General features: G+C 49.0%; 11 protein-coding genes and 1 other RNA gene. 10 read left to right on the top strand and 2 right to left on the bottom strand.

Annotated elements, in window-relative coordinates; all coding sequences use genetic code 11:
• The first annotated feature begins 9 nt into the window (after positions 1 to 9).
• From HV311_RS05745 to HV311_RS05710, 8 genes are all read left to right on the top strand, one after another.
• Positions 10 to 1,419: a TolC family outer membrane protein gene (locus tag HV311_RS05745; protein WP_191220839.1), complete on the top strand. Its 1,410-nt coding sequence runs from the start codon at positions 10 to 12 to the stop codon at positions 1,417 to 1,419.
• Entirely contained in the window at positions 1,416 to 3,602 is a 2,187-nt protein-coding gene (locus HV311_RS05740) for a type I secretion system permease/ATPase (protein WP_191220838.1), read from the top strand. The genes HV311_RS05745 and HV311_RS05740 overlap by 4 nt, the downstream gene beginning before the upstream one ends.
• 7 nt (positions 3,603 to 3,609) lie before the next feature.
• On the top strand, positions 3,610 to 4,773 hold the full coding sequence (locus HV311_RS05735) for an HlyD family efflux transporter periplasmic adaptor subunit (RefSeq protein WP_085951071.1): 1,164 nt from the start codon (positions 3,610 to 3,612) through the stop codon (positions 4,771 to 4,773).
• A 72-nt stretch (positions 4,774 to 4,845) separates the two neighbouring features.
• Positions 4,846 to 5,209, top strand: a transfer-messenger RNA (tmRNA) gene (gene ssrA / locus HV311_RS05730).
• Positions 5,210 to 5,412: 203 nt separating this feature from the next.
• The gene (locus HV311_RS05725) at positions 5,413 to 6,654 is read left to right on the top strand and encodes an integrase (protein WP_191220837.1); all 1,242 of its coding nucleotides are present in this window, start codon (positions 5,413 to 5,415) and stop codon (positions 6,652 to 6,654) included.
• 441 nt (positions 6,655 to 7,095) lie between these two features.
• Positions 7,096 to 7,959, top strand: a complete 864-nt coding sequence (locus HV311_RS05720; protein WP_191220836.1) for an STAS-like domain-containing protein — start codon at positions 7,096 to 7,098, stop codon at positions 7,957 to 7,959.
• A gap of 1 nt (position 7,960) precedes the next feature.
• Positions 7,961 to 8,416 (top strand): hypothetical protein, encoded by a 456-nt coding sequence (locus HV311_RS05715; RefSeq protein WP_191220835.1) that lies wholly within the window; start codon positions 7,961 to 7,963, stop codon positions 8,414 to 8,416.
• A 1,138-nt stretch (positions 8,417 to 9,554) separates the two neighbouring features.
• Positions 9,555 to 9,911: a hypothetical protein gene (locus HV311_RS05710; protein WP_016157245.1), complete on the top strand. Its 357-nt coding sequence runs from the start codon at positions 9,555 to 9,557 to the stop codon at positions 9,909 to 9,911.
• Between the two features lie 58 nt (positions 9,912 to 9,969).
• On the opposite strand, the gene HV311_RS05705 is transcribed toward HV311_RS05710, so the two are convergent.
• Positions 9,970 to 11,403 carry an EAL domain-containing protein gene (locus HV311_RS05705; protein ID WP_191220834.1) on the bottom strand — a complete coding sequence of 478 codons (1,434 nt, stop codon included), beginning with the start codon at positions 11,401 to 11,403 and terminating at the stop codon, positions 9,970 to 9,972.
• A 116-nt stretch (positions 11,404 to 11,519) separates the two neighbouring features.
• Positions 11,520 to 18,434 carry an autotransporter outer membrane beta-barrel domain-containing protein gene (locus HV311_RS05700; protein WP_223952865.1) on the bottom strand — a complete coding sequence of 2,305 codons (6,915 nt, stop codon included), beginning with the start codon at positions 18,432 to 18,434 and terminating at the stop codon, positions 11,520 to 11,522.
• A gap of 996 nt (positions 18,435 to 19,430) precedes the next feature.
• Between HV311_RS05700 and HV311_RS05695 the strand changes: the two genes are divergently transcribed.
• Positions 19,431 to 20,201, top strand: a complete 771-nt coding sequence (locus HV311_RS05695) for a winged helix-turn-helix domain-containing protein (RefSeq protein ID WP_047499516.1) — start codon at positions 19,431 to 19,433, stop codon at positions 20,199 to 20,201.
• On the top strand, positions 20,191 to 20,703 hold the full coding sequence (locus tag HV311_RS05690; protein ID WP_047414843.1) for a hypothetical protein: 513 nt from the start codon (positions 20,191 to 20,193) through the stop codon (positions 20,701 to 20,703). The genes HV311_RS05695 and HV311_RS05690 overlap by 11 nt, the downstream gene beginning before the upstream one ends.
• Positions 20,704 to 20,847: the final 144 nt, after the last annotated feature.

Raw genomic sequence — 20,847 nt, 5'->3', positions numbered from 1 at the left:
GGATAAACTATGAGAAATGTCGCGCCTGTTGCCTTACTGCTGGCATTAACGCTCTGTACCCTTCGGGTGAATGCCGAAGATGAACCGCAAATTATTACGCCGGAAGGCCTGGCCACCAGCCAGATGCTGCCCTCGCTGGACGGCGCGGTTGCCGATCTGCCGCTGAGCGCCGCCGCCCCCGGCAGCCTGACGCTCAACGACGCGGTGAGTCGCGCCGTGAGCTGGCATCCTTCTATTCGTGAATCCATCGGCAAACTGCTCTCACAAAATGAGCAGATCGATGTGGCGAAATCAAAATATTACCCGCAGGTTTCTGCCGGGATGAACAACGGTTACAGCAATACTTACACCGATCACGGCTTTAGCCCGGCTCTGGTTATTTCAGTGTCGCAAATGCTGTACGACTTCGGCAAAGTGGCAAGCCAGGTCCGTGCTGAAACCGCCGGATCCGCACAACAGCAGGCGAATGTGTTACTCAGTATTGATACCATCGCCCACGCAACCGCCAACGCGATAGTCCAGGTGCAGACGTGGCAGCAAATGGTGGACGCCGCCGAAGAGCAGCTCAGCGCCTTGAACGGTATTGGTCGGCTGACCCGTCAACGCAATGATGAAGGGGCAACCTCGCTATCCGACGTGGTGCAAACCGATGCGCGTATCGAGTCTGCACGTTCTCAGTTGGCGCAGTATCAGGCCAATCTCGACAGCAGCAAGGCAACGCTGATGAGCTTCCTCGGCTGGAACTCGCTTAACGGCATCAGCAACGAATTTCCGGTCAAACTGGACAGCAGTTGTGATGTGGTCAAACCGGACGATAAGCTGGTTCCCGCGGTGCTGGCGGCATGGGCGCAGGCGAATGTGGCGCAGGCAAATCTCGATTACGCCAACGCGCAGATGACGCCCACTATCTCCCTGGAGCCGTCGGTTCAGCACTATCTCAACGACAAATACCCCAGCCATGAGGTGCTCGACAAAACCCAGTACTCCACGTGGGTAAAAGTCGAGATGCCGCTGTATCAGGGGGGCGGACTCACCGCCAGACGCAACGCCGCCAGTCACGCGGTAGAGTCTGCACAGTACTCCATCCAGCGTACCCGACTTGAAGTGCGGCAGAAATTACTGGAATCCCGCAGCCAGGCGATGAGCCTCGCCACTGCCCTGCAGATCCTGCGTCGCCAGCAACGGCTGAGTGAACAAACGCGCGAGCTTTATCAACAGCAGTATCTGGACCTCGGGTCACGCCCACTGCTCGACGTGCTTAACGTCGAGCAGGAGGTATATCAGGCCCGTTTTGCTGAACTCCAGACTCAAAACCAGCTGCGCCAGCTCCAGTTGAACTGCCTCTATAACACCGGCTCGCTTCGCCAGGCGTTCGCCTTAAATAACCGCAGTATTCAATCGGTGGAGATAAAGCTATGAGCGACGTCGATACACATGCGGAAGATGCGATTGGCGAACACGCCCTGAGCCAGTGGGCGCTGGCGATGACGCATATTGCCAGCCACTATCGCGTTGCCTGTTCGCCCGGTGCAATCCAGGCCAACGCCCCGTGGTTTGCGGGAAAAAGCCGAGCTATGGCCCTGTCGCAGCTGGCGCGTCAGGCAGGGCTGTCATTTCATGCGCTGGATACCGCCACGCAGGCGTTCGGCCAGTGGCGTCTGCCGGTGGTGGCGGAACTGCGCGACGGCCAACTGATGGTGATAGAACATTTCAACGGTGAAGATACGTTGGATGTTTTTATCATCGCCGAAGAGGGCCAGCGTAACCGACTCACAGTTGCAGAACTTCTGCCGGAGATCGTGAGCATTACCGCGCTGCGCCCGCTGTCAGCGCTGAAGGACAGTCGGGTAGACCGCTATATTTCGCGCTTCAGGCCCGACTGGATGCGCGAACTGGTGTTACAGGACATCCGCCCTTACCTGCCGGTCATGGTTGCCGCCTTTCTGATTAACGTCCTGTCGCTTGCCGGGATTATCTTTTCGATGCAGGTCTATGATCGGGTGATCCCCGCCCAGTCTTATCCAACGCTGTATGTTCTCTCCACCGGCGTTCTGGTGGCGGTGCTGTTTGGCTTTTTGCTGCGCGAAGCGCGTACCCACATAATGGACCTGCTCGGCAAACGCGCCGATATGCGCATTTCCGATCGCGTGTTCAGCCACGCATTGCGGCTGCGCAACAGTGCCGTCCCCCGCTCGACGGGGAGCTTTATTTCTCAACTGCGCGAGCTGGAACAGGTTCGCGAGATGATCACCTCCTCGACCCTGTCGACGATTGTCGATCTACCGTTTTTCTTTTTGTTTATCGTGGTGCTGGCCTTTATCGCCCCGCCCTTGGCGTGGATAGCCCCCGTCGCGGCCCTGCTGATGATCCTGCCCGGTTTGCTGTTACAGAAGAAACTGGCGGTACTCGCCAACCAGGCAGCGCATGAATCCACCCTGCGCAACGCGGTGCTGGTCGAGAGCGTTCAGGGGCTGGAAGATATCAAGCTGATGCAGGCGGAAAACCGCTTTTTACAACAGTGGAACAGCTACATCCGTATTACCGGAGAGTCCGGACTGCGCACGCGCAAGCTGACTCAGGGGCTGATTGGCTGGGGCATGTCGGTACAAAGCCTGGTCTACGCCGCCATCATTATGTTCGGCGCGCCGATGGTCATTGAAGGCACAATGACCACCGGGGCGGTGGTGGCCGCGTCGATGCTCGGTTCCAGAATGATTGCCCCGATGGCGAACCTGTGCGGCGTGCTGGCCCGCTGGCAGCAGGTCAAGGCGGCGAAGATGGGGTTAGACAGCATCATGCAGCTTCCCACCGAAACGCAGTACGATGAAGACCGGGTGCATCAGGAGATTTTTCACGGCCATTATCTGTTTGAAAACGCGCACTTTCGCTACCATAGCGACGATCAACGCGTTCCGCTGCGCATCTCGCGTCTGGAGGTCATGCCCGGTGAACGGGTGGCGATCCTCGGGCGTAACGGCGCCGGGAAATCAACATTGCTACAGGCCATGGCGGGCGGCGTGGAGATTATCCAGGGCGATGTCCGACTCGATAACCTGAGTCTGGCGCAGATCGATATGGCCGATTTACGCCGCAATATCGGTTTTCTCAGTCAGAATGCGCGGCTGTTTTTTGGCACCCTGCGCGAGAACCTGACCCTCGGCGCACCGCATGCCAGTGACGCGCAGATCTTCGAAGCGCTGGAGGTCAGCGGCGCGGCGGCTTTCGTTAAACAACTCGCCAAAGGGCTGGCGCACCCCATTATGGAGGGCGGCAACGGTCTGTCCGGTGGACAACGGCAGTCGATCCTGCTGGCAAGAATGCTGCTGCGATCGCCCAATATCGTGCTGCTCGACGAACCCAGCGCCTCGCTGGATGAACATACCGAACGAGAGTTTATTCAGCGCCTGAACCAGTGGCTGGGCAACCGAACATTGATTGTCGCCACCCATCGCGTGCCGGTTCTGGAGCTGGTCGAGCGCGTAGTGGTGTTAAAAGAAGGTCAACTGGTCATGGATGCCCCGAAAGCGCAGGCGCTGAATGCGAGCCGGGCACCAGCCCCTACTCACGGTCGGGAGTGGAAAAATGAAAACCAATCCGCATGACGCTGCCATGGACGACCTCGATATCCGCCGCGAGCACCGTTTCTCCGGGGCCAGCCGCATTATTCTGCTCAGCACGCTGCTGTTTGCCGTCCTGGGTATCTGGGCGTATTTCGGCAAGCTGGATGAAGTCTCGACCGGCAGCGGGAAGGTAATCCCCAGCTCGCGCGAGCAGGTTTTGCAGTCGCTGGATGGCGGCATTCTCGCCGAGCTCACGGTACGCGAAGGAGATAAAGTACAGGCTAATCAGATTGTCGCGCGCCTCGACCCCACTCGCTCTGAGTCCAACGTTGGGGAGAGCGCCGCCCGCTATCGCGCTTCACTGGCTTCCAGCGCAAGGCTCAATGCCGAAGTTAACGATCTGCCGCTCGTTTTTCCCGCTTCACTACGCGCCTGGCCGGATCTCATCGCCTCCGAAACGCGCTTGTATAAAAGCCGCCGCGCGCAGCTCGCTGATTCTATGGCAGAACTGCAGGATGCGCTGGTCTCGGTAAATAAAGAGCTGGCCATAACCCAACGGCTGGAAAAAAGTGGTGCAGCCAGCCACGTTGAAGTGCTGCGTCTGCAACGACAAAAAAGCGATTTAGGATTAAAAATCACCGATCTGCGCTCACAATACTTCGTGCAGGCGCGGGAAGCGCTGTCAAAAGCCAATGCCGAAGTGGATATGCTGGCGGCTATTTTGAAAGGACGCGAGGATTCCGTCACCCGCCTGACCGTGCGCGCGCCGATGCGCGGTATTGTGAAAAACATCCAGGTCACTACCATTGGCGGCGTTATCCCGCCCAATGGCGAGATGATGGAGATTGTACCGCTGGACGATCATCTGCTGATTGAAACCCGCCTGTCTCCGCGCGATATCGCTTTCATCCACCCCGGCCAGCGGGCGCTGGTGAAGATAACCGCTTATGACTACGCGATTTACGGCGGTCTGGAAGGCGTAGTCGAAACTATTTCCCCGGATACTATTCAGGACAAAGTGAAACCGGAAATATTCTACTACCGCGTGTTTATCCGCACCCATCAGGACTTCTTACAGAACAAACTGGGACGCCATTTCTCCATCGTACCGGGAATGATTGCCACAGTGGATATAAAAACAGGTGAAAAAACCATCGTCGACTATTTAATCAAACCGTTTAATCGCGCAAAAGAAGCGCTGCGCGAGCGGTAAATCCTTGAGGATTAGGGGTTGCGGGGGCTGGTCACGCGTGTCACAAGTCTGTTATACTTGCTCTAACACATTGGGGCTGATTCTGGATTCGACGGGATTCGCGAAACCCAAGGTGCATGCCGAGGGGCGGTTGGCCTCGTAAAAAGCCGCAAAAAAATAGTCGCAAACGACGAAAACTACGCTTTAGCAGCTTAATAACCTGCTCTGAGCCCTCTCTCCCTAGCTTCCGCTCTTAAGACGGGGATCAAAGAGAGGTCAAACCCAAAAGAGATCGCGTGGAGGCCCTGCCTGGGGTTGAAGCGTTAAATCTAATCAGGCTAGTCTGGTAGTGGCGTGTCTGTCCGCAGGTGCCAGGCGAATGTAAAGACTGACTAAGCATGTAGTACCGAGGATGTAGGAATTTCGGACGCGGGTTCAACTCCCGCCAGCTCCACCAAAATTCTCCATCGGTGATTACCAGAGTCATCCGATGAAGTCCTAAGAGCCCGCACGGCGCAAGCCCTGCGGGCTTTTTTGTACCCTCAATTTGTCCCACGAAGTCCGAAGAGAACTAATTAAATCCGAACCTTTTAGGCCCATTGATAGGCCCAACGAAAAGCTCTATTGTTTTCGTTGGGCCTAAACGCATGGAGACTCCCCATGGCAAGAAAAACCAAGCCGTTAACCGATACGGAAATCAAAGCCGCCAAACCTAAAGATGCCGATTACCAGCTGTATGATGGTGACGGGCTTACTCTTCTAATCAAGTCCAGCGGTAGTAAGCTCTGGCAATTCCGTTACTATAGGCCTCTAACCAAGCAGAGAACCAAACAGAGCTTCGGTGCCTACCCTATCGTCTCGCTTTCTGATGCACGTAAACTCAGAGCCGAATCTAAAGTTTTATTGGCGAAAGACATTGATCCGCAGGAACATCAGAAAGAACAGGTCAGAAATTCACAAGAGGCCAAAACCAACACTTTCTTGTTAGTCGCCGAACGTTGGTGGAATGTGAAGAAAGCCAGCGTAACAGAGGACTATGCCGACGATATCTGGCGCTCGCTTGAGAGAGATGTTTTCCCAGCAATCGGTGATATCAGTGTCACTGAGATTAAGGCTCATACTCTGGTTAAAGCAGTTCAGCCTGTTCAGGCCAGAGGGGCATTAGAGACTGTTCGCCGCCTTTGTCAGCGTATTAACGAAGTCATGATTTATGCGCAGAACACGGGCCTGATTGATGCGGTTCCCAGCGTAAACATCGGGAAAGCATTCGAGAAACCGCAGAAGAAAAATATGCCGAGTATCCGCCCGGATCAACTTCCACAGTTAATGCAAACAATGCGTACAGCAAGTATCAGTGTGTCCACGAGGTGTCTGTTCATGTGGCAGCTTCTCACCATCACCCGTCCTGCCGAAGCTGCAGAGGCTAGATGGGATGAGATCGATTTTGTTGCTAGCGAATGGAAAATTCCAGCAGCCCGAATGAAGATGAACCGGGACCATACGGTTCCACTATCCAATGAGGCTCTCTCTATTCTGGAAATGATGAAGTCACTCAGTGGTGGCCGAGAATTTATCTTTCCCAGTCGCATTAAGCCTACCCAGCCGATGAACAGCCAGACAGTGAATGCAGCCCTTAAGCGTGCAGGCTTAGGAGGCGTTCTCGTCTCCCATGGTTTGCGTTCTATCGCCAGTACCGCTCTCAATGAACAAGGATTTCCGCCTGATGTCATTGAAGCTGCACTTGCTCATGTGGATAAGAATGAGGTTCGTCGCGCTTACAATCGAAGTGACTATCTTGAGCAACGACGACCGATGATGCAGTGGTGGGCTAATTTCGTAAGCAAGGCCGACAGCGGGGGCATTGTTGAAACTGGGAAAAGGAAGTTAAAACTTGTGGGCTGAATGGATTGATTATTTTTCCAAGGAAAAGTGCTATAGCTCGAACATGCTCTGCATGTTTCGTAGGTTAATCACAATCGGATCTGACAGTCTTGTTTGTATGGTAAGTTCAAGCGATGGATGCCGCTGAGGTTAGTTCCGATAAATACAATCAGCACAATGCCTTTGAGAGACAGGCTGCCTCTTCTCTCCTTATGCATGAGCTACAATTTTCAACCCAAACAAATCCATTTATCTCGTTAAAATTGACGGCCCGACGAATGATATGTCGGGTTTCCAACTTCATCTCGCAATCTCCCATTTGCTTTGCGGAGATATCCTGAAGTGGTCAACTCACTGGATAAGCACATAAAAATCACATTGTTAATTGAATAGACATAGAATATCATCACTATTGTTAGTGGCAGCATAATTTTATTTAATGGTATTGTTAAGAGGTTCTAAATGGAACGAAAGATTTTTCATTTTGATGAGACCCATGGCGGCGTAGATATATTAAGGAAAGTTAGCGAAACTTTAGAATGTTATCCTTTAGATGAATTCACTTTTGCTTCCATATATAGCTGCGGAGCTGAAGTTGTTCTTAATACTATATCTCATGGATACCCAGAAACGTTCAAAAGGAAAGGTAACAACATATGCTCAATAATGATTAATGAAAGTGAAGATTGTTTTGAAATTGAGTTTTTAGATTATGGTGCGACTATACCTGTTACTGTTTTAAATAAACTTCCCGATTTAGGATTAACACAACAAGATGACTCAATATTAAACATGGCAGTGGAAGGCCAGTTAGGATTAAGTCAGCACCGAGGTCAAGGATTACCATCATTGCTGACCTCCCTAGATAATAAAAATATTGTTAATTTTAAAATACAGACTGGTTTCGCATTCCTAGAAGCCACTTCAGAAGGCGTGGTTTTTTTTGAGAATAAAAAATCTTTTTTACAAGGTACAAAGATTTCTTTTATAGTTAAATTTACAGAACCTAAATATATATCAAAATCCACTACCATTAGTGTAATAAATACAATTGGTAAATATCCATTCGGTCGAAAAAAACATGACGGAAATGCAAGCGCTGAAGAGTTCAGGGATGATTACTTAATACCAGCTTTAAATAATTACGATATAGTAAATATTGAGCTTGATGGAGTCATGGGATATGCTTCTTCATTTTTAGAAGAGGTTTTTGGCGGGTTATTAAGGAAAGGATTTAATAACAATGAATTATTAGCAAGGCTAAACTTAATTTCTGAAAAGAAATTCATTATTGCACAAATCCAAAAATATATCAAAGGCGGCTAAAATGGATGCTGAGAAAATATTTATAGGACTGTTGTCTGGCTTAGTAGCCGGGGCAATTGCCATATTCACAAACTACTGGCGCACCCGTTACACTGTAAAAGCACAAGACTTCTCCAAAAGAATTGAAGAAGTTATAAAAAAAATTGACTCTTTAGAAGATACTTCTTGCGAATATTGGCATACCCTTGATGAAAATAATAAAATCCTAGAGGCAAAAATAATAGGGAAGCAAGAGCAAGTGTCAATGTTAATATCTCACCTTGCGGAACAATACCATATATCTCCATTATCTCAGATTGAAGAGAAACTGGCTGATTTTTGTGACTCTTGCACTGGTTCTGACTTTAGCACTGAAAACAGGGGAATATCTAACGCCCCAGAATACATCAGAAAGGTTTTAATATCCTCTGAAGATTTAAAAATAGAATTATATAATTCGAGATTAAAAAAATATTAATCATGTTAATAGTGATATAATATTTAACAATCAGTCTATGTAAGAAATTTTTTTGGGTACTTCTCCAGCCATTTTTTCTTACTTACACCGTTGCTACGTAACATTTCATTGCGGCGGAGAAAAGTGCTTAAGAAGTGCCTACGTTCTGTAGATGGAGTGTTCTAACGGTGCATCTTCTTTAATAGAGCATACCGGACAGCATGTATTTACCTACCTTATTTGCTTTGCTCGAACACCTGTATTCAGGACAAAAATAAGGCTGTGTGTATTATTCAGAGACTGTATGTATCTGCCTTATGCGAGGAAAATGCAAGCCATTCATTATATAGGAAGTTAATGTAAAATTTCTCCGGCCTGCACTTTTTAAGTTATACTAAATATAAATATTACAAATAACATACCCGTATCATAATTATGATTCCCATCGAACCAACAGTCAATAAAGTTAGTGCTAATTACCGCTCTTGGCTCAAAACGGAACTTTCCAAGATTTACGGCTACAAAATTTTCCTCCAAGGCCTTCAGTAGACTGCTTCGCTTTCCTTGCTTACCATCAGCTCTCAGACGACCGATTCAACCAGCATGCTGGCGAGCTTCCGGAAAAAAAATCTGGGCTCGGTCTGAAGTAAAGCTGACAACTTATTGATTAAACTGAGTAATTATAAGAATGTAGGAATTTCGGACGCGGGTTCAACTCCCGCCACCCCACCAAAATCTTCAATCGATGATTACCAGAGTCATCCGATAAAGTCTAAAGAGCCCGCATGGCACAAGCCCTGCGGGCTTTTTTGTGCCTTCAATTTGTCCCGCGAAGTCTGAAGAGAACTAATTAAATCCGAACCTTTTAGGCCCATTGATAGGCCCAACGAAAAGTTCTATTGTTTTCGTTGGGCCTAAACGCATGGAGACTTACACATACTTAATATATCCATGCTTAATAACGACAACCACTTATTATTTAACCTAACACTGAATGCGTCTTTTTGCCCCACCACAAAATTACCGTATTGATCGCTCCCAGCTGCACAAAATGGATAAATACCGTTATCAGCACTTACAGTTTTTTCCTAAAGCCAGCGCTTCGTTCGTGTGCCATGCTTAATCACGCTAATAACTTATAACGCTAAGCGAGGATATTATGAAAAAGACAATTATCGCATTATCTGCAATTCTGCTGGCTTCTCCCGTTATTGCCGCGACGACACACGCAACTGATAATGATGTAGCCGCCGCGCACGAAAATGCTAATACCGCAAAAGAAAAACTGCATCAGGCGCAGAATCAGGGCGAAGAGCAACAGTTAAAAGCAAAACATGCTGCTGAAGGTAAACAAGATGACCTGAGCAGTAAAGTGAGTGAAGGCTCACAAAAAGCCTGGAATACAACCAAAGAAGGTACTGAAAAAGGTTGGAATGCAACAAAAGAAGGTACCGAGAAAGGCTGGAATAAGACCAAAGAAGGTGCTGCCTCCGTTGAGAAAAAAGTCAGCGAGTAATCTTCCAGCGATTCAATAATAAAAAGCCGCTTTCGCGGTTTTTTATTATTAGCAATCCTTATAATAAACGTAGAAACGCATTAAAGGGTATTGGTTTACTGAACAGATACCCCTGACCAAAGCTAACGTTAATCCGTCGCAGCCTCTCCATCTGTTCTTCACTTTCTATTCCTTCCGCCACCAGTGGGATCCTGGCCAGTTCAGACAGGTGAACAATATTGCTGATGATAGTATCACTCACGCCGCCTTTACCCAGTGAGTCGATAAACATCTTATCAACTTTCAAGAACCGCGGCGAAATGCGTTGCAGCGCAGCATAGTTAGAATATCCGGTCCCAAAGTCATCCAGGGCTAGCGCAGCGCCTGCCTCTTTCAAGCGCCTCAGAACACTTTCACGGATCAGATTCTGCTGCCGTTCGGTGATTTCCAGCATTACGCCAATATGAAACAAGTTCATCCGCTGAATAAAGGCGATAGTGGCATCGGTAAATTCATGATCCTCCAGTGAAAGTGGAGGTACGTTAATACCGATATGAAATGGTATATCACACTGAGCCCTAAGGCACCGCATATCAACCTCTACCTGCGTCAACAATTTCAGCGTCAGCGCATTGATCAAGCCGCTATGTTCAGCCGTGTGGATAAATTCGTTAGGGGGAATAATTCCCTGCTCAGGGTGATTCCAGCGAACAAGGACTTCAGCCCCGACGATTTTTCCGCAAGCGAGTTCAACGACGGGCTGATAAAACGGAATAAATTCATCATTATTAATCGCACGCTGCAGTATTTTTATCGGTGATATCCGCTGCGCCCGGCGTAAGTGGAAATATAACAGCAAAGACAGAACCACAAATAAAATAAGAAGATAATGATTATCCCACACATAATCCGCAATGCCATCCTGTGAATCCGTCACAATCCAGAAAGGATAGTTTTGCGAGGCCATCTGCACGAAAGGATGTTTTTCTGGATACAATAAAAAATGCACATCAATTTTTTCTTTACGGGCAAAATCCATAAGAATTTTATCGATTGCCGCTTTATATACTGCAACGGCCACCACCTGCCCCTGAAACGGAAAATAGATTATATACATCTCCGTGTTCAGCCGATAAATCTGTTCAATCATCAGTGAGTGTGTAGTCGTTCCATTGGAAATAATCCCCGGCGATTCTCGACCTTCAAGAGAAGAGCAGTTCCACTCACCGTTCCTGATGATACTGACTGAACGAATCTTCTCGCCAGACGCCGTAAGAAGACGCAATTTTCGTAGCAGATCGTCAGTGCAATTCTCTTGTATATGTGCGCTGGCTAACACAGCCAGTGTATTTACGTCGTCAAATATCGTATCGATTTCTTCGACCAGGCTATTTATCGCATGTTCTCTGACAAGTTGTCCCTCTCTATCCCATTGCTGCCATGACGTCAGCACACCGGCCAGAAGAAAAAGCAACACCAGCATGATGGGTGTGATTTTCTTGGTTACAGACATGATTAACTCGTGTTGTTGAACAGAGCGCCCCGAAGGACGCTTTTTGAGATTATTTCAGGAGGAAATGGCCAGACTGACATGCGCCAGTCTGGCTGAACTTGCCCGGTAGAATCAGCTTAGAAGTTCCATTTCACACCTACCATCGCAGCGCTGTCGTTATACCCTTTGTCGCCAGCCTGAACCCCGATATTGCCCCACAGATTAAGACGAGGACTCACCTGTCCCTCCACACCCACTTTTACCTCGGCAATATTTTTCGCTCCATCCTGGCGCACATTCACGCCATCCATGGTCGTACTGAAATCGCGTGAATTGTGCAGCCAGTTCAGCTCGGCAAACGGCTGGAATTCACGCTCTTTATCGTTATCCATCTGATGATGGCTCTTAATCCAGGTTTTCAGGCCAAGTCTGGTCTGCACATTACCATTACCGTTGCTGGTGATACGGGTACCGTTACTTTCACGATGGTCGTTCGCCTTCACTCCCATCCAGACTGCCTGCGCCTGAGGTTGTATGTACCATTCGTTCAGCGTTCCGTGACTGCCGGCAAACTCGCCCATTTTTTGGGCATATCCCATTTCCAGCGAAGCGGTAACCCCTTTCGATTTGTACGATTCGCCTTGCAGGTCATCGCCTTTAACATTGTTATCAAACCAGCTGTACTGAGCCCAGCTGTCCAGCCAGGCGCCGTTATGCGACGCATCATTGGCATACCACGTGGCATAAACACCGGTGCTGTAGCCATTCACTGAGCCTTTTGAACGATAGCCCGTGCGTGAAGACTGGGTATTGCTGTGATCGTTACCGTAGCCCGCCATCACGCCAAGGTGCCAGCGATCAAGCCCATTCTGGCTCCATTGCGCAATGTCGCCCCCCAGTTGCAATACGTAACGGTTGCTCTGGGTTTTCAACTGGCCGCTACCGTCACGCCAGTTGTTGTGCCCACCGACGTGGCGCATCCACATGCTGGTGACTTTCTGCTCGCCGGTCAGGGCATCGATATACTGCGTTTCGCCCAGACGATCGTGCAAACGGGTGACGAACATGTTGTTGGCTGCCGCCAGGTTAGCCGTGTAGCTGCCGCCTTCCGGACGCAGATCTTTATCGGGATCCGGATCCGGGTTTGGCTGCGGATCGGGGTTGGTTTTACCGCTGGTCAGATACCAGTTGCCGCTGTTTTCATCCTGACCACGTCCAAGGCTGTAGTCATATGCCCCCGCCACAATACGTCCAGCCTGAATAAACTCACCGTCCGATACGCCATCAACATGGATAACTTCGATACCATCAATCGTTGCAGCACCTTTCCCACCGGCGTTAGTGACGCTGACAGAAGTAGTGCCACTGGTATCACCTTTCACCACCAGCTTATCCGTAACGGAATTGTCATCCCCCAGCGCAGTGTTTAAGGAAAGATGACCATCATTACCCGTGTAATTGCCATTGATCACCAGTTGATTACCGGCCTGCTGACCATTCACACCGGTTGCGAGGATACCGCTGTTAACCAGGTCTCCCCACACAGTGAACAGGAGGTTGTCACCGGTCCCGGTACCCACCTGCAGCACACCGGCGTTATTCACATTACCTGCGACACCCCCTACACCCGAGAGCATCCCCGCCGTAGCAATGTTGACCTCGGTACTGGCAAGCGTGACGGGAGATATGCCGTCACCCAGAACCAGGCCGCCCTGCTCAATATCCGTTTTCCCCGTCCAGGCGGCGTTATCACCGACAGTAATGGATCCGGCTCCCAGCTTGGTCACGTCGCCGCTACCATAAACGTCGTTATTAAGCTGCCAGTCGGTATGACTGTCCAGCACCAGTGAACCGCTATTGTGCACCTCTGCGATGCCCAGATTTTCTGCGGTGAACGCGGTGAGCCGGGAATCCGCATCAATAGCAAATTGTCCCGTAAAGGCACTATTATTGCCCACCAGCGCGACATCACTTTCGGTAAGTTCAATCCGTCCGGCATCGCTGATGCTGTTGTAAAGTACACCTGCCGCCTTATTCATCGTCAGCGTTCCCGCCGCCACAATATCGCCCGTGCCGAGACCCAGCGTCGTGTTCATCAGCACGCGCGCGCCTTCTGCAATGGTCGTTTTTGCCGTCAGCGTGCTGTTTTCACCGGTGATGGTCAGCGTATCGCCATTGATGTTTAGCGTGCCGTTTCCGGTCAATATTCCATCGGCTGTTCCGCCCTGCTCCAGGGTCAGGCTACCGCCATTGATGTTCAGCAGTGAGTCAGCCCCCGCCGTCAGCTTACCGACAGTCTGGCTATGACCATTCATGTCAAAACCGGTATCGGCGGCCAGACGTAGTTCACCGGTCTGTCCCAAAACATTATCGTTTTTCATCAGCAGGTTGCCGCTGCGCACATCGGTGATACCGGTGTAATCGTTATCCATATTCGATAGCGATACCGTCTGGCCTTTGGCGCTGTCAAACGCCAGATCGCCACTGCCAGTCACGCGAGCGCTCAGATCTGCAGCATTACCGGTTTTTCCGTTCGCATCCAGGACCAGTGCATTGTCTCCGGATGCGAGCAGTTCGACTTGTGTCAGACCATAGCTAATGTACAGTCCATCATCGTTATCCCCTCCGGTGAGGCGATAATCATAGGTTCCATTCGCAACAATCTCGCCATTTTGGCTGATACCGGCTTCAACCCCATCGCTGATGATATTGCCATTGCTATCGGTCAGCGTCAGATTGCCCGCACCGCCGGTGACGGAAGAATCAGATGTTGCCAGTTGAATCAGGGACTGCGCATCGTCCTGCTCAAGAAGTGATAGCGTGGTATCAGCCAGCGGACGATCGTTCGTAATCGTGCCGGTATCAACCTGCACGGTTCCGCGTCCGGAGAGATCCATCGCGCCAGCATGAATTGTTCCTTCGGAACTGCTCTGCCCCGGCGTCACCCCGTCAAAGCTGACGGTGCCGCCGTTAAACGCCAGGCCTCCGATATTTTGCTCACCGGACCCCACGTGGGTGACGTTCCCCTCGCCTACATTTAATGTTGCCTGGCTCAGCGCCTGAGTATTTAATCCAGCCAGCTCAAAGGTGCTGTTCGTTAGCGCCAGCGTACCGTTGAATCCATCTGCCGCATTGTTGCTGGTAAAATCAAACGCATTACCGCTGGCATCAACGGCGACAGTTCCGGTTCCCGCCAGATGGCTATTAAAAGCCAGCGCAGCGTCAGAATTCAGCGACAAGGTGCTGGTCGTATCAATGTTGTAACCCGTACCAGTCGCATCGTTTTGGTTATCACCCAACGCAAAATCAACATTATTAACGGTAAATACTGAACCAGCAGTGAGATCGATATGCTCCATGCCGGTAATAGCATCGGCGTGATTGAGGATGTACTGTGCGTTATTCAACTGAAGTGTATCCTCCCCATCACCACCATTGAGGCTGGTAAACAGCGAGGTTTCTGTCTCTTTGACATCTTTCAGTAGGTACAGATCGTTACCGCCGCCCGTCTTGATGTCGGTTGCGGTACTGCCAGACTCCAGCGTAACGGTGTTATCACCGCTCATCAGGTTAACCTGACCAACAATGCTGGCACCCGCCGCGTTAGTAAACGCGATGCCTGCCCCCGAGAGCATTTCTACCGCTTTTTGCGACGCATCCAGCGCTTTAATAACGCCTTTATTAATAAACGTTTCCAGGGAACCGTTATTAACATTCACCACTGCGTGGCTGGTCGATTTCGATGTCAACTCACCGGCCTGTTCAACATTTTTGGTCGTGCCACCGACAATCAACGCTTCACCACCGTTAGCGTCGAGTACGTTAACGCTGACGCCCGTTTTCAGGTCGGTTGACGCATTGGTGACGATCCCTTTACCCGCAGCCTGCTCAACATTGATAACCAGATCGCGTGAGTCAGACATATCCAGCGTTTGATTCGTTTCGCTGCCGTCGATATTTTCAAACAGGATCCCCGTACCGCTCCCCGTTACATTAATCGTTCCGGAGTTGGTCTGCGCCAGGGATGCTCCGGTATGAATACCGATTCCATTCCCCACACTGATAGTTGTATCTTTTAGCTGGATACCCGCAATGTTGGCGACGTTTTCAATCGCGCTTCCTTTACCCGTACTGTCCATCGTGATGATGGCTCCATCGACCAGCAGACCTTTCGCACCAGCGGCCAACAAGATACCGTGCGCGTCTCCCGATGCTTTGGTTTCTCCCGAACCCGTCAAACTTAATGACGCATCATTGCCCACGAGATAGGCTGCGGTGCCATCCGTCGCGGTAACCGTCGCATTGTTGTTCACAACGGAATCAGCGCCTTCGATGCTGACCGCCACGCCATTAACCTTGATGTCGCCGTCGTTATTCAACGAACCACCGGAAACCAGCACGCCTGTGCTGCCCGCCTGGTCAAAGTCGATGCTGCCTTTATGGTTGAGCGTACCGCCGTTGCGGGCGATGTAGCCGAAAGCACCATCCGCCGTATTACTGGTATTCAGCGTGGCGTAACTGGTCAGGGTTGAGTCACCTTTCTGATTTTCATCGACATTCCCGGACAAGTCATAATAATTACCGTCCACAATCCCGGCGGTGGTGTCTTTACCGGAAAGTTTCACGATCACCGCGTCTTTGGTGATAACCCCATCCGCTCCGCCTTCAACCCGAATCCCGGTCGCGCCGTCACCCGTGATACTCAGCGATTGCGAGCCGGAATCAAAATGGCTCCCCGTCCCGGTCACCTGCAGAATAGTGCTGTCGGTGCCTGATGCCGTCATTGTCGTACCAGACGACCCGCTGCCATCAAAAGTCGCACCACCTTCTATGCGATATAATGTTGACCCTTCAGTCGAGACATCTTGCGTATTGGTAGAGGAGGCGTTTACTTTTGAACCTTCACCATAAATAAAATAGCCAATCTGGTTTTTGCCACTGGTAAATGAGACTTTGCCTGTATCGGTAATATCGATAACACCGCCGTCACGAACGTGCAGACCAATGGCGTTATCAGCAGCAAGATTCACACTCCCACTCATCGTAAGTTGAGACCCGGTCCCCTCGACCCAGGCACCAATATTTTTTAATGTATTATCCGTGGTACTACCATTGGTGATATTTATCGTACCCGAATGAAGCGCCTGACTCCCTCCCTGCAGTTCAATACCGCTGGCGCTGTACCCATTGAGGTTAATCGTGCCGCTGTTTACCAGCCCTTTTGCACCGTTAATTCCCATCAGGCCAATATTTTGCGCTGAGCCGATGCCATTGATGTCAATGACGCCGTCCTGGGTAACGTTGATTGCACCAGGAGACGCACTGCCGTTTGCCTGAATGGCAACAGCATTCTCGACTTTTTCTCCGATCGTGATGTTCCCGGTGTTATTGATGGTTCCACTCTTCACAAACATACCAATGGCTGGAAGAGTGACCTGGACTTCACTGGTCGCCTCATCTTTTACCGCTTGTGCAGTTCGTCCGATGTAGAGCGTCCCGTTATTAGTAGCCACTGCATTACGTTGAACAAACACACCGTAGGTATAGACACCATCGGAAGATTTCGCAGGCTCACCTCCGGTGGCAATATTCATTACTCCGTTATTAATAAAGGTCGCCGTGTCATTCATCAGCACGCCATAGGCGTTATAGATATCCTGATGCGAGGCAAGGTTGATGACGCCGTCGTTCTGTACCTTTGTCGTCCCGGTCGCGAGAATCCCGGTATGGGCGCCAACCCACGCATTTTTCACATCAAGACTGGTACCCGCATCAATAACTCCATTGTTATTTACGATGCTATCACGCGCTGAAACGACATAATCACCACCGGCTGCACCGGCGGCAACCCCCAGTGTGCCGTTGTTATTGAGGGTGGCTCCGTCGGTCAGCGTCACCACGGAGGTATCGCTAAAAACCGCCTGAATATTGGCATCAGCAGAAATATTGACGACAGAGCGCGCACCGGAAGCTTTAATAAAACTGTTCACATCACGATTCGCAGCCTGCAACACCGCATCGCCATCCGGGATATTGGTGTCGAAGTGAATGTTTTTCTGTTCCGTGGTATAGGCTTTATGAAGCTCAGCTTCGTAGTCCGTGGGCGAAAGTTGCCCAGCCTCTACGGCTTTCACCAGAGCATCATTGTAGTTTTTTAAATCATCAAGATTATTAACCGTATACTCGCCAAGCGCGCTGGAGAAGGTGCCGTTATAGGTTGCGGTATCAAAGTTATAATCTTTACCGGTATTTTTCGCGACATTACCAACGTTACCGCTTTGCACGATGGTTTTGGCGTTGTAATTCAGTACCGCGTCTTTAGTGTCACTGGCGCTGCTCTCAACGTTATAAACTCCAGAGACCTTGGTGACAGCATTGAAGATATTTGCCGAGTTCGATGCCCAGCCGCTTTCCGTTGAACCAACATTCACATCAAGCGTGCCGCCTGATGTCACTGTCGCCAGCTTCATATTCACATACTGCCCATCACCGACGCTGACCCCCAGATAAGTCGTCAGATCGCCAACGCTGGTAGAGGCAAAATTATCGCTGTCATACACCTGGACTGTACGCGAAGCCCCGGTGATGGGGTCAACGTATTGAATGCTGTGGGTACGACCACCTAAAGTCGTCTGCGTCAGATTTATATTTTCACTACCTGACGAAATATAACCATTATCCATTGCCTGCTGAATAGTCATCGTTTTAAAGCCCGATGCACCAGAGGCAATGCTGCCATATCCTTTAGTACCGGTGATAATATTCATGTTTTCACCGTCACCGACAACAAGTTGCCCTGCGCCATTAGCGTTAGTCGACGGTAAGTAATCAGGCAAGACGTAGTCAGCGGCAAAAGCATATATTGAATGCGTAGCCAGTACGGCACCTATTATACTTAGCGCAATTCTTGAAATATTGAATTTATGCGTTCCAGATTCAATGCGGGCAGAACTATTGGTTTCCACAGAAGCACCACAACGTTTTGCCAGTTCAGAAACAACAACCGCGCAAGAGTGCGAAACACTCCATACCACTTTAAAAATCTTGTTCATCATTACCATTCCGAATAATTCCACGAATATCCTTCCTGGGAAAAATTCGTGGTCACATAGCATTATGGGATGCTCATAGTTACCCAGCGGTCAGATACCTCTTCTCTGGAGTTTTTTCCGCTGAAACATTGAGCGATCTGTACATGACGAATGGTATTACCGCATCAACAACCAATCTATTTATACTGATAAATTTGCAATTTATAGATGTTTTATCTAAAAAGATAAGTAATTATAGATTTAAGTATCGATATCATCACAGGAGCACATAGGCAACTGTTAATGAATTGCATAAACAATGTAATATGATGAACTAATTTTCGACACAATAAACAAACATTTCAAATTAAATAAAACGCATATTAATTTATTTCAGATCTCGTAAAAAAAACTCTATAATAACAGCTCTTAAACAACTAACAACTTATAAGAGAAATCTTATTGCATGGGTTATATTGAAAAACATAACCCATTTGAGTTACTTAAATTATAACTGCGAGAAACAGGGATTTCAGTCAGTCGAAAACACATCTCACGATAAGCAAGTTCCGCGGCATCTGTACCGCCAGGGGTTGAATGTAATAAGTGAAAAATATCAAAGCCTTTCTAATTGTTGTTTAAGACGCTTGATACCATACTATTTTTAGATTATTTTACTTAAGTAACTTTTCGTTTACTCATTATAAAAATGCCACTTACTAAAGTTACTGACAATTTGTAAATCAACCAGAGACTCAGAACTACGCAGTTCTCAAACCGGCGAATGATTATAATGGTCTATCTGAAAATAGTAGCACTCTTATAATTTAAGCAGAGTGAAGCAGGTATTTATACTTAAAATGAACAATTTCATAGTTTTTTATGCCAGAGGGGATATTTTATAATGCTAAAATGCCCCTCCTCCTGCCTCAGCCCTGTCACCTCTCACGATACTGTAGTGAAGAAGAAATACCACTATGGTTTATAATTACGTAATACCCTGTTAATGATGAAAAAATGAAATATCTAATTAACAATGAAGTTACATTTAGGACTGATGATGGCGTTTTGGCGAGTCTGAGTCCGTCGGACAACTCACTCACCCTGTCTATTACCGCAAACAGGATCTTCACCTATCTCCTCGAGCAGGAAGGGAAAGTAGTCTCGAGAGAAGAGATGTTTACGAATGTCTGGGACAAAAATGGTCTGCAAGCCTCAAACAACTCATTAAGCCAGTATATTTCTTTGATTCGTAAAGGATTACAGGAGCTCGGTTGTGAACACGAGATCATTCAAACCGTACCACGGGTCGGCTTTTTCATCGCTGAAGGATTGGTAACCACCATAGAGGAATCGCCTTTGGTTTCCGCGGCGTCCCTCACTCCCGCAAAAGCCACACCTTCCCTGTCAAAACGCGTAAAAATGATGCTGCTTGCAGCTGGGGGGGTCTCGTTATTCATGCTTCTTTACCCAGTCAACACATTGTTTAACAGCACTCAAAACAACCTTCCCGTCGTGCAGTTGTATAAACTTGGCAATATCGATCTCTGTCCGGTCTATACCGTTTTTGAAAGCTCACGAGAAGTGGCAACTGCGAAACTTGAAAAAGCCAAAAAAATGGCTGATTTACACCTGAAGTGTCTGGCTGGCGCATTGTTTATTTTCCAGCCTGACGATCTGTACGTCTACGGCGAAAAAGGTCGCATATTTTTATCCCGCTGTACTTTCAATAATGCAGAAAAAACAAAGTTTGCTGGATGCAAGGATCTTTATATCCATGAATACTAAATATAAAACCAAGATATTACTTGCAGGAGCGGCCGTTCTGGTCGCTGTCAGCGCCTTGTTAAGCGCGAATGGAATCACCCTCATTCCAGTCAATCAGGGAATAAGCGTGCATTGCGTCTCCACACTTTCACTACCCGAACTGCCCGGGGGTGGGAAATACGATGGTAGCCTGATGATCCAGTTGCAAACAGATAACACTGGCGTCATTGATTTCTCAGGGATTATTACCACAACCCCACTGGCAGACAACCGCCCAGGACGTCGCCTTATCCTGCAACGCTCCGTCAGTTTTAATTATCGGATAAAAGATAAAGGCGTCGTTTTTCTGCAAGACGTGAAAATGAGTAAACACAGTCTGGATAACGTGTCGGATGAGATGTTTATCCATAATATCTATGACCCGTTCACACCCAGTAAGCGTGCGCAAATATATAAAATTGATAATGCCTACCTGTTAGGCAATACCTTTTCGCCAACGAACGTCTGCGTTAGTAAATCGTAGTAATAAGCCGTAATCCAGGATTGCCTACCCGCCGGGCTAAACCAGAGCAGGGCCACGGTAACGCATTGGACCTGACTCCACGTGTGGCGACAGTAAATCGCTTTCCCTGTCGCCACACACTTTCGCCCTATCCAGCGACCAGAT

Origin of the sequence: Citrobacter sp. RHBSTW-00881, from assembly GCF_013728515.1 — a bacterium.
Taxonomy (GTDB): Bacteria; Pseudomonadota; Gammaproteobacteria; order Enterobacterales; family Enterobacteriaceae; genus Citrobacter; species Citrobacter braakii.
Note: the sequence above shows the minus strand (reverse complement) of the source record. Positions and strands in the feature narration are given on the sequence as shown.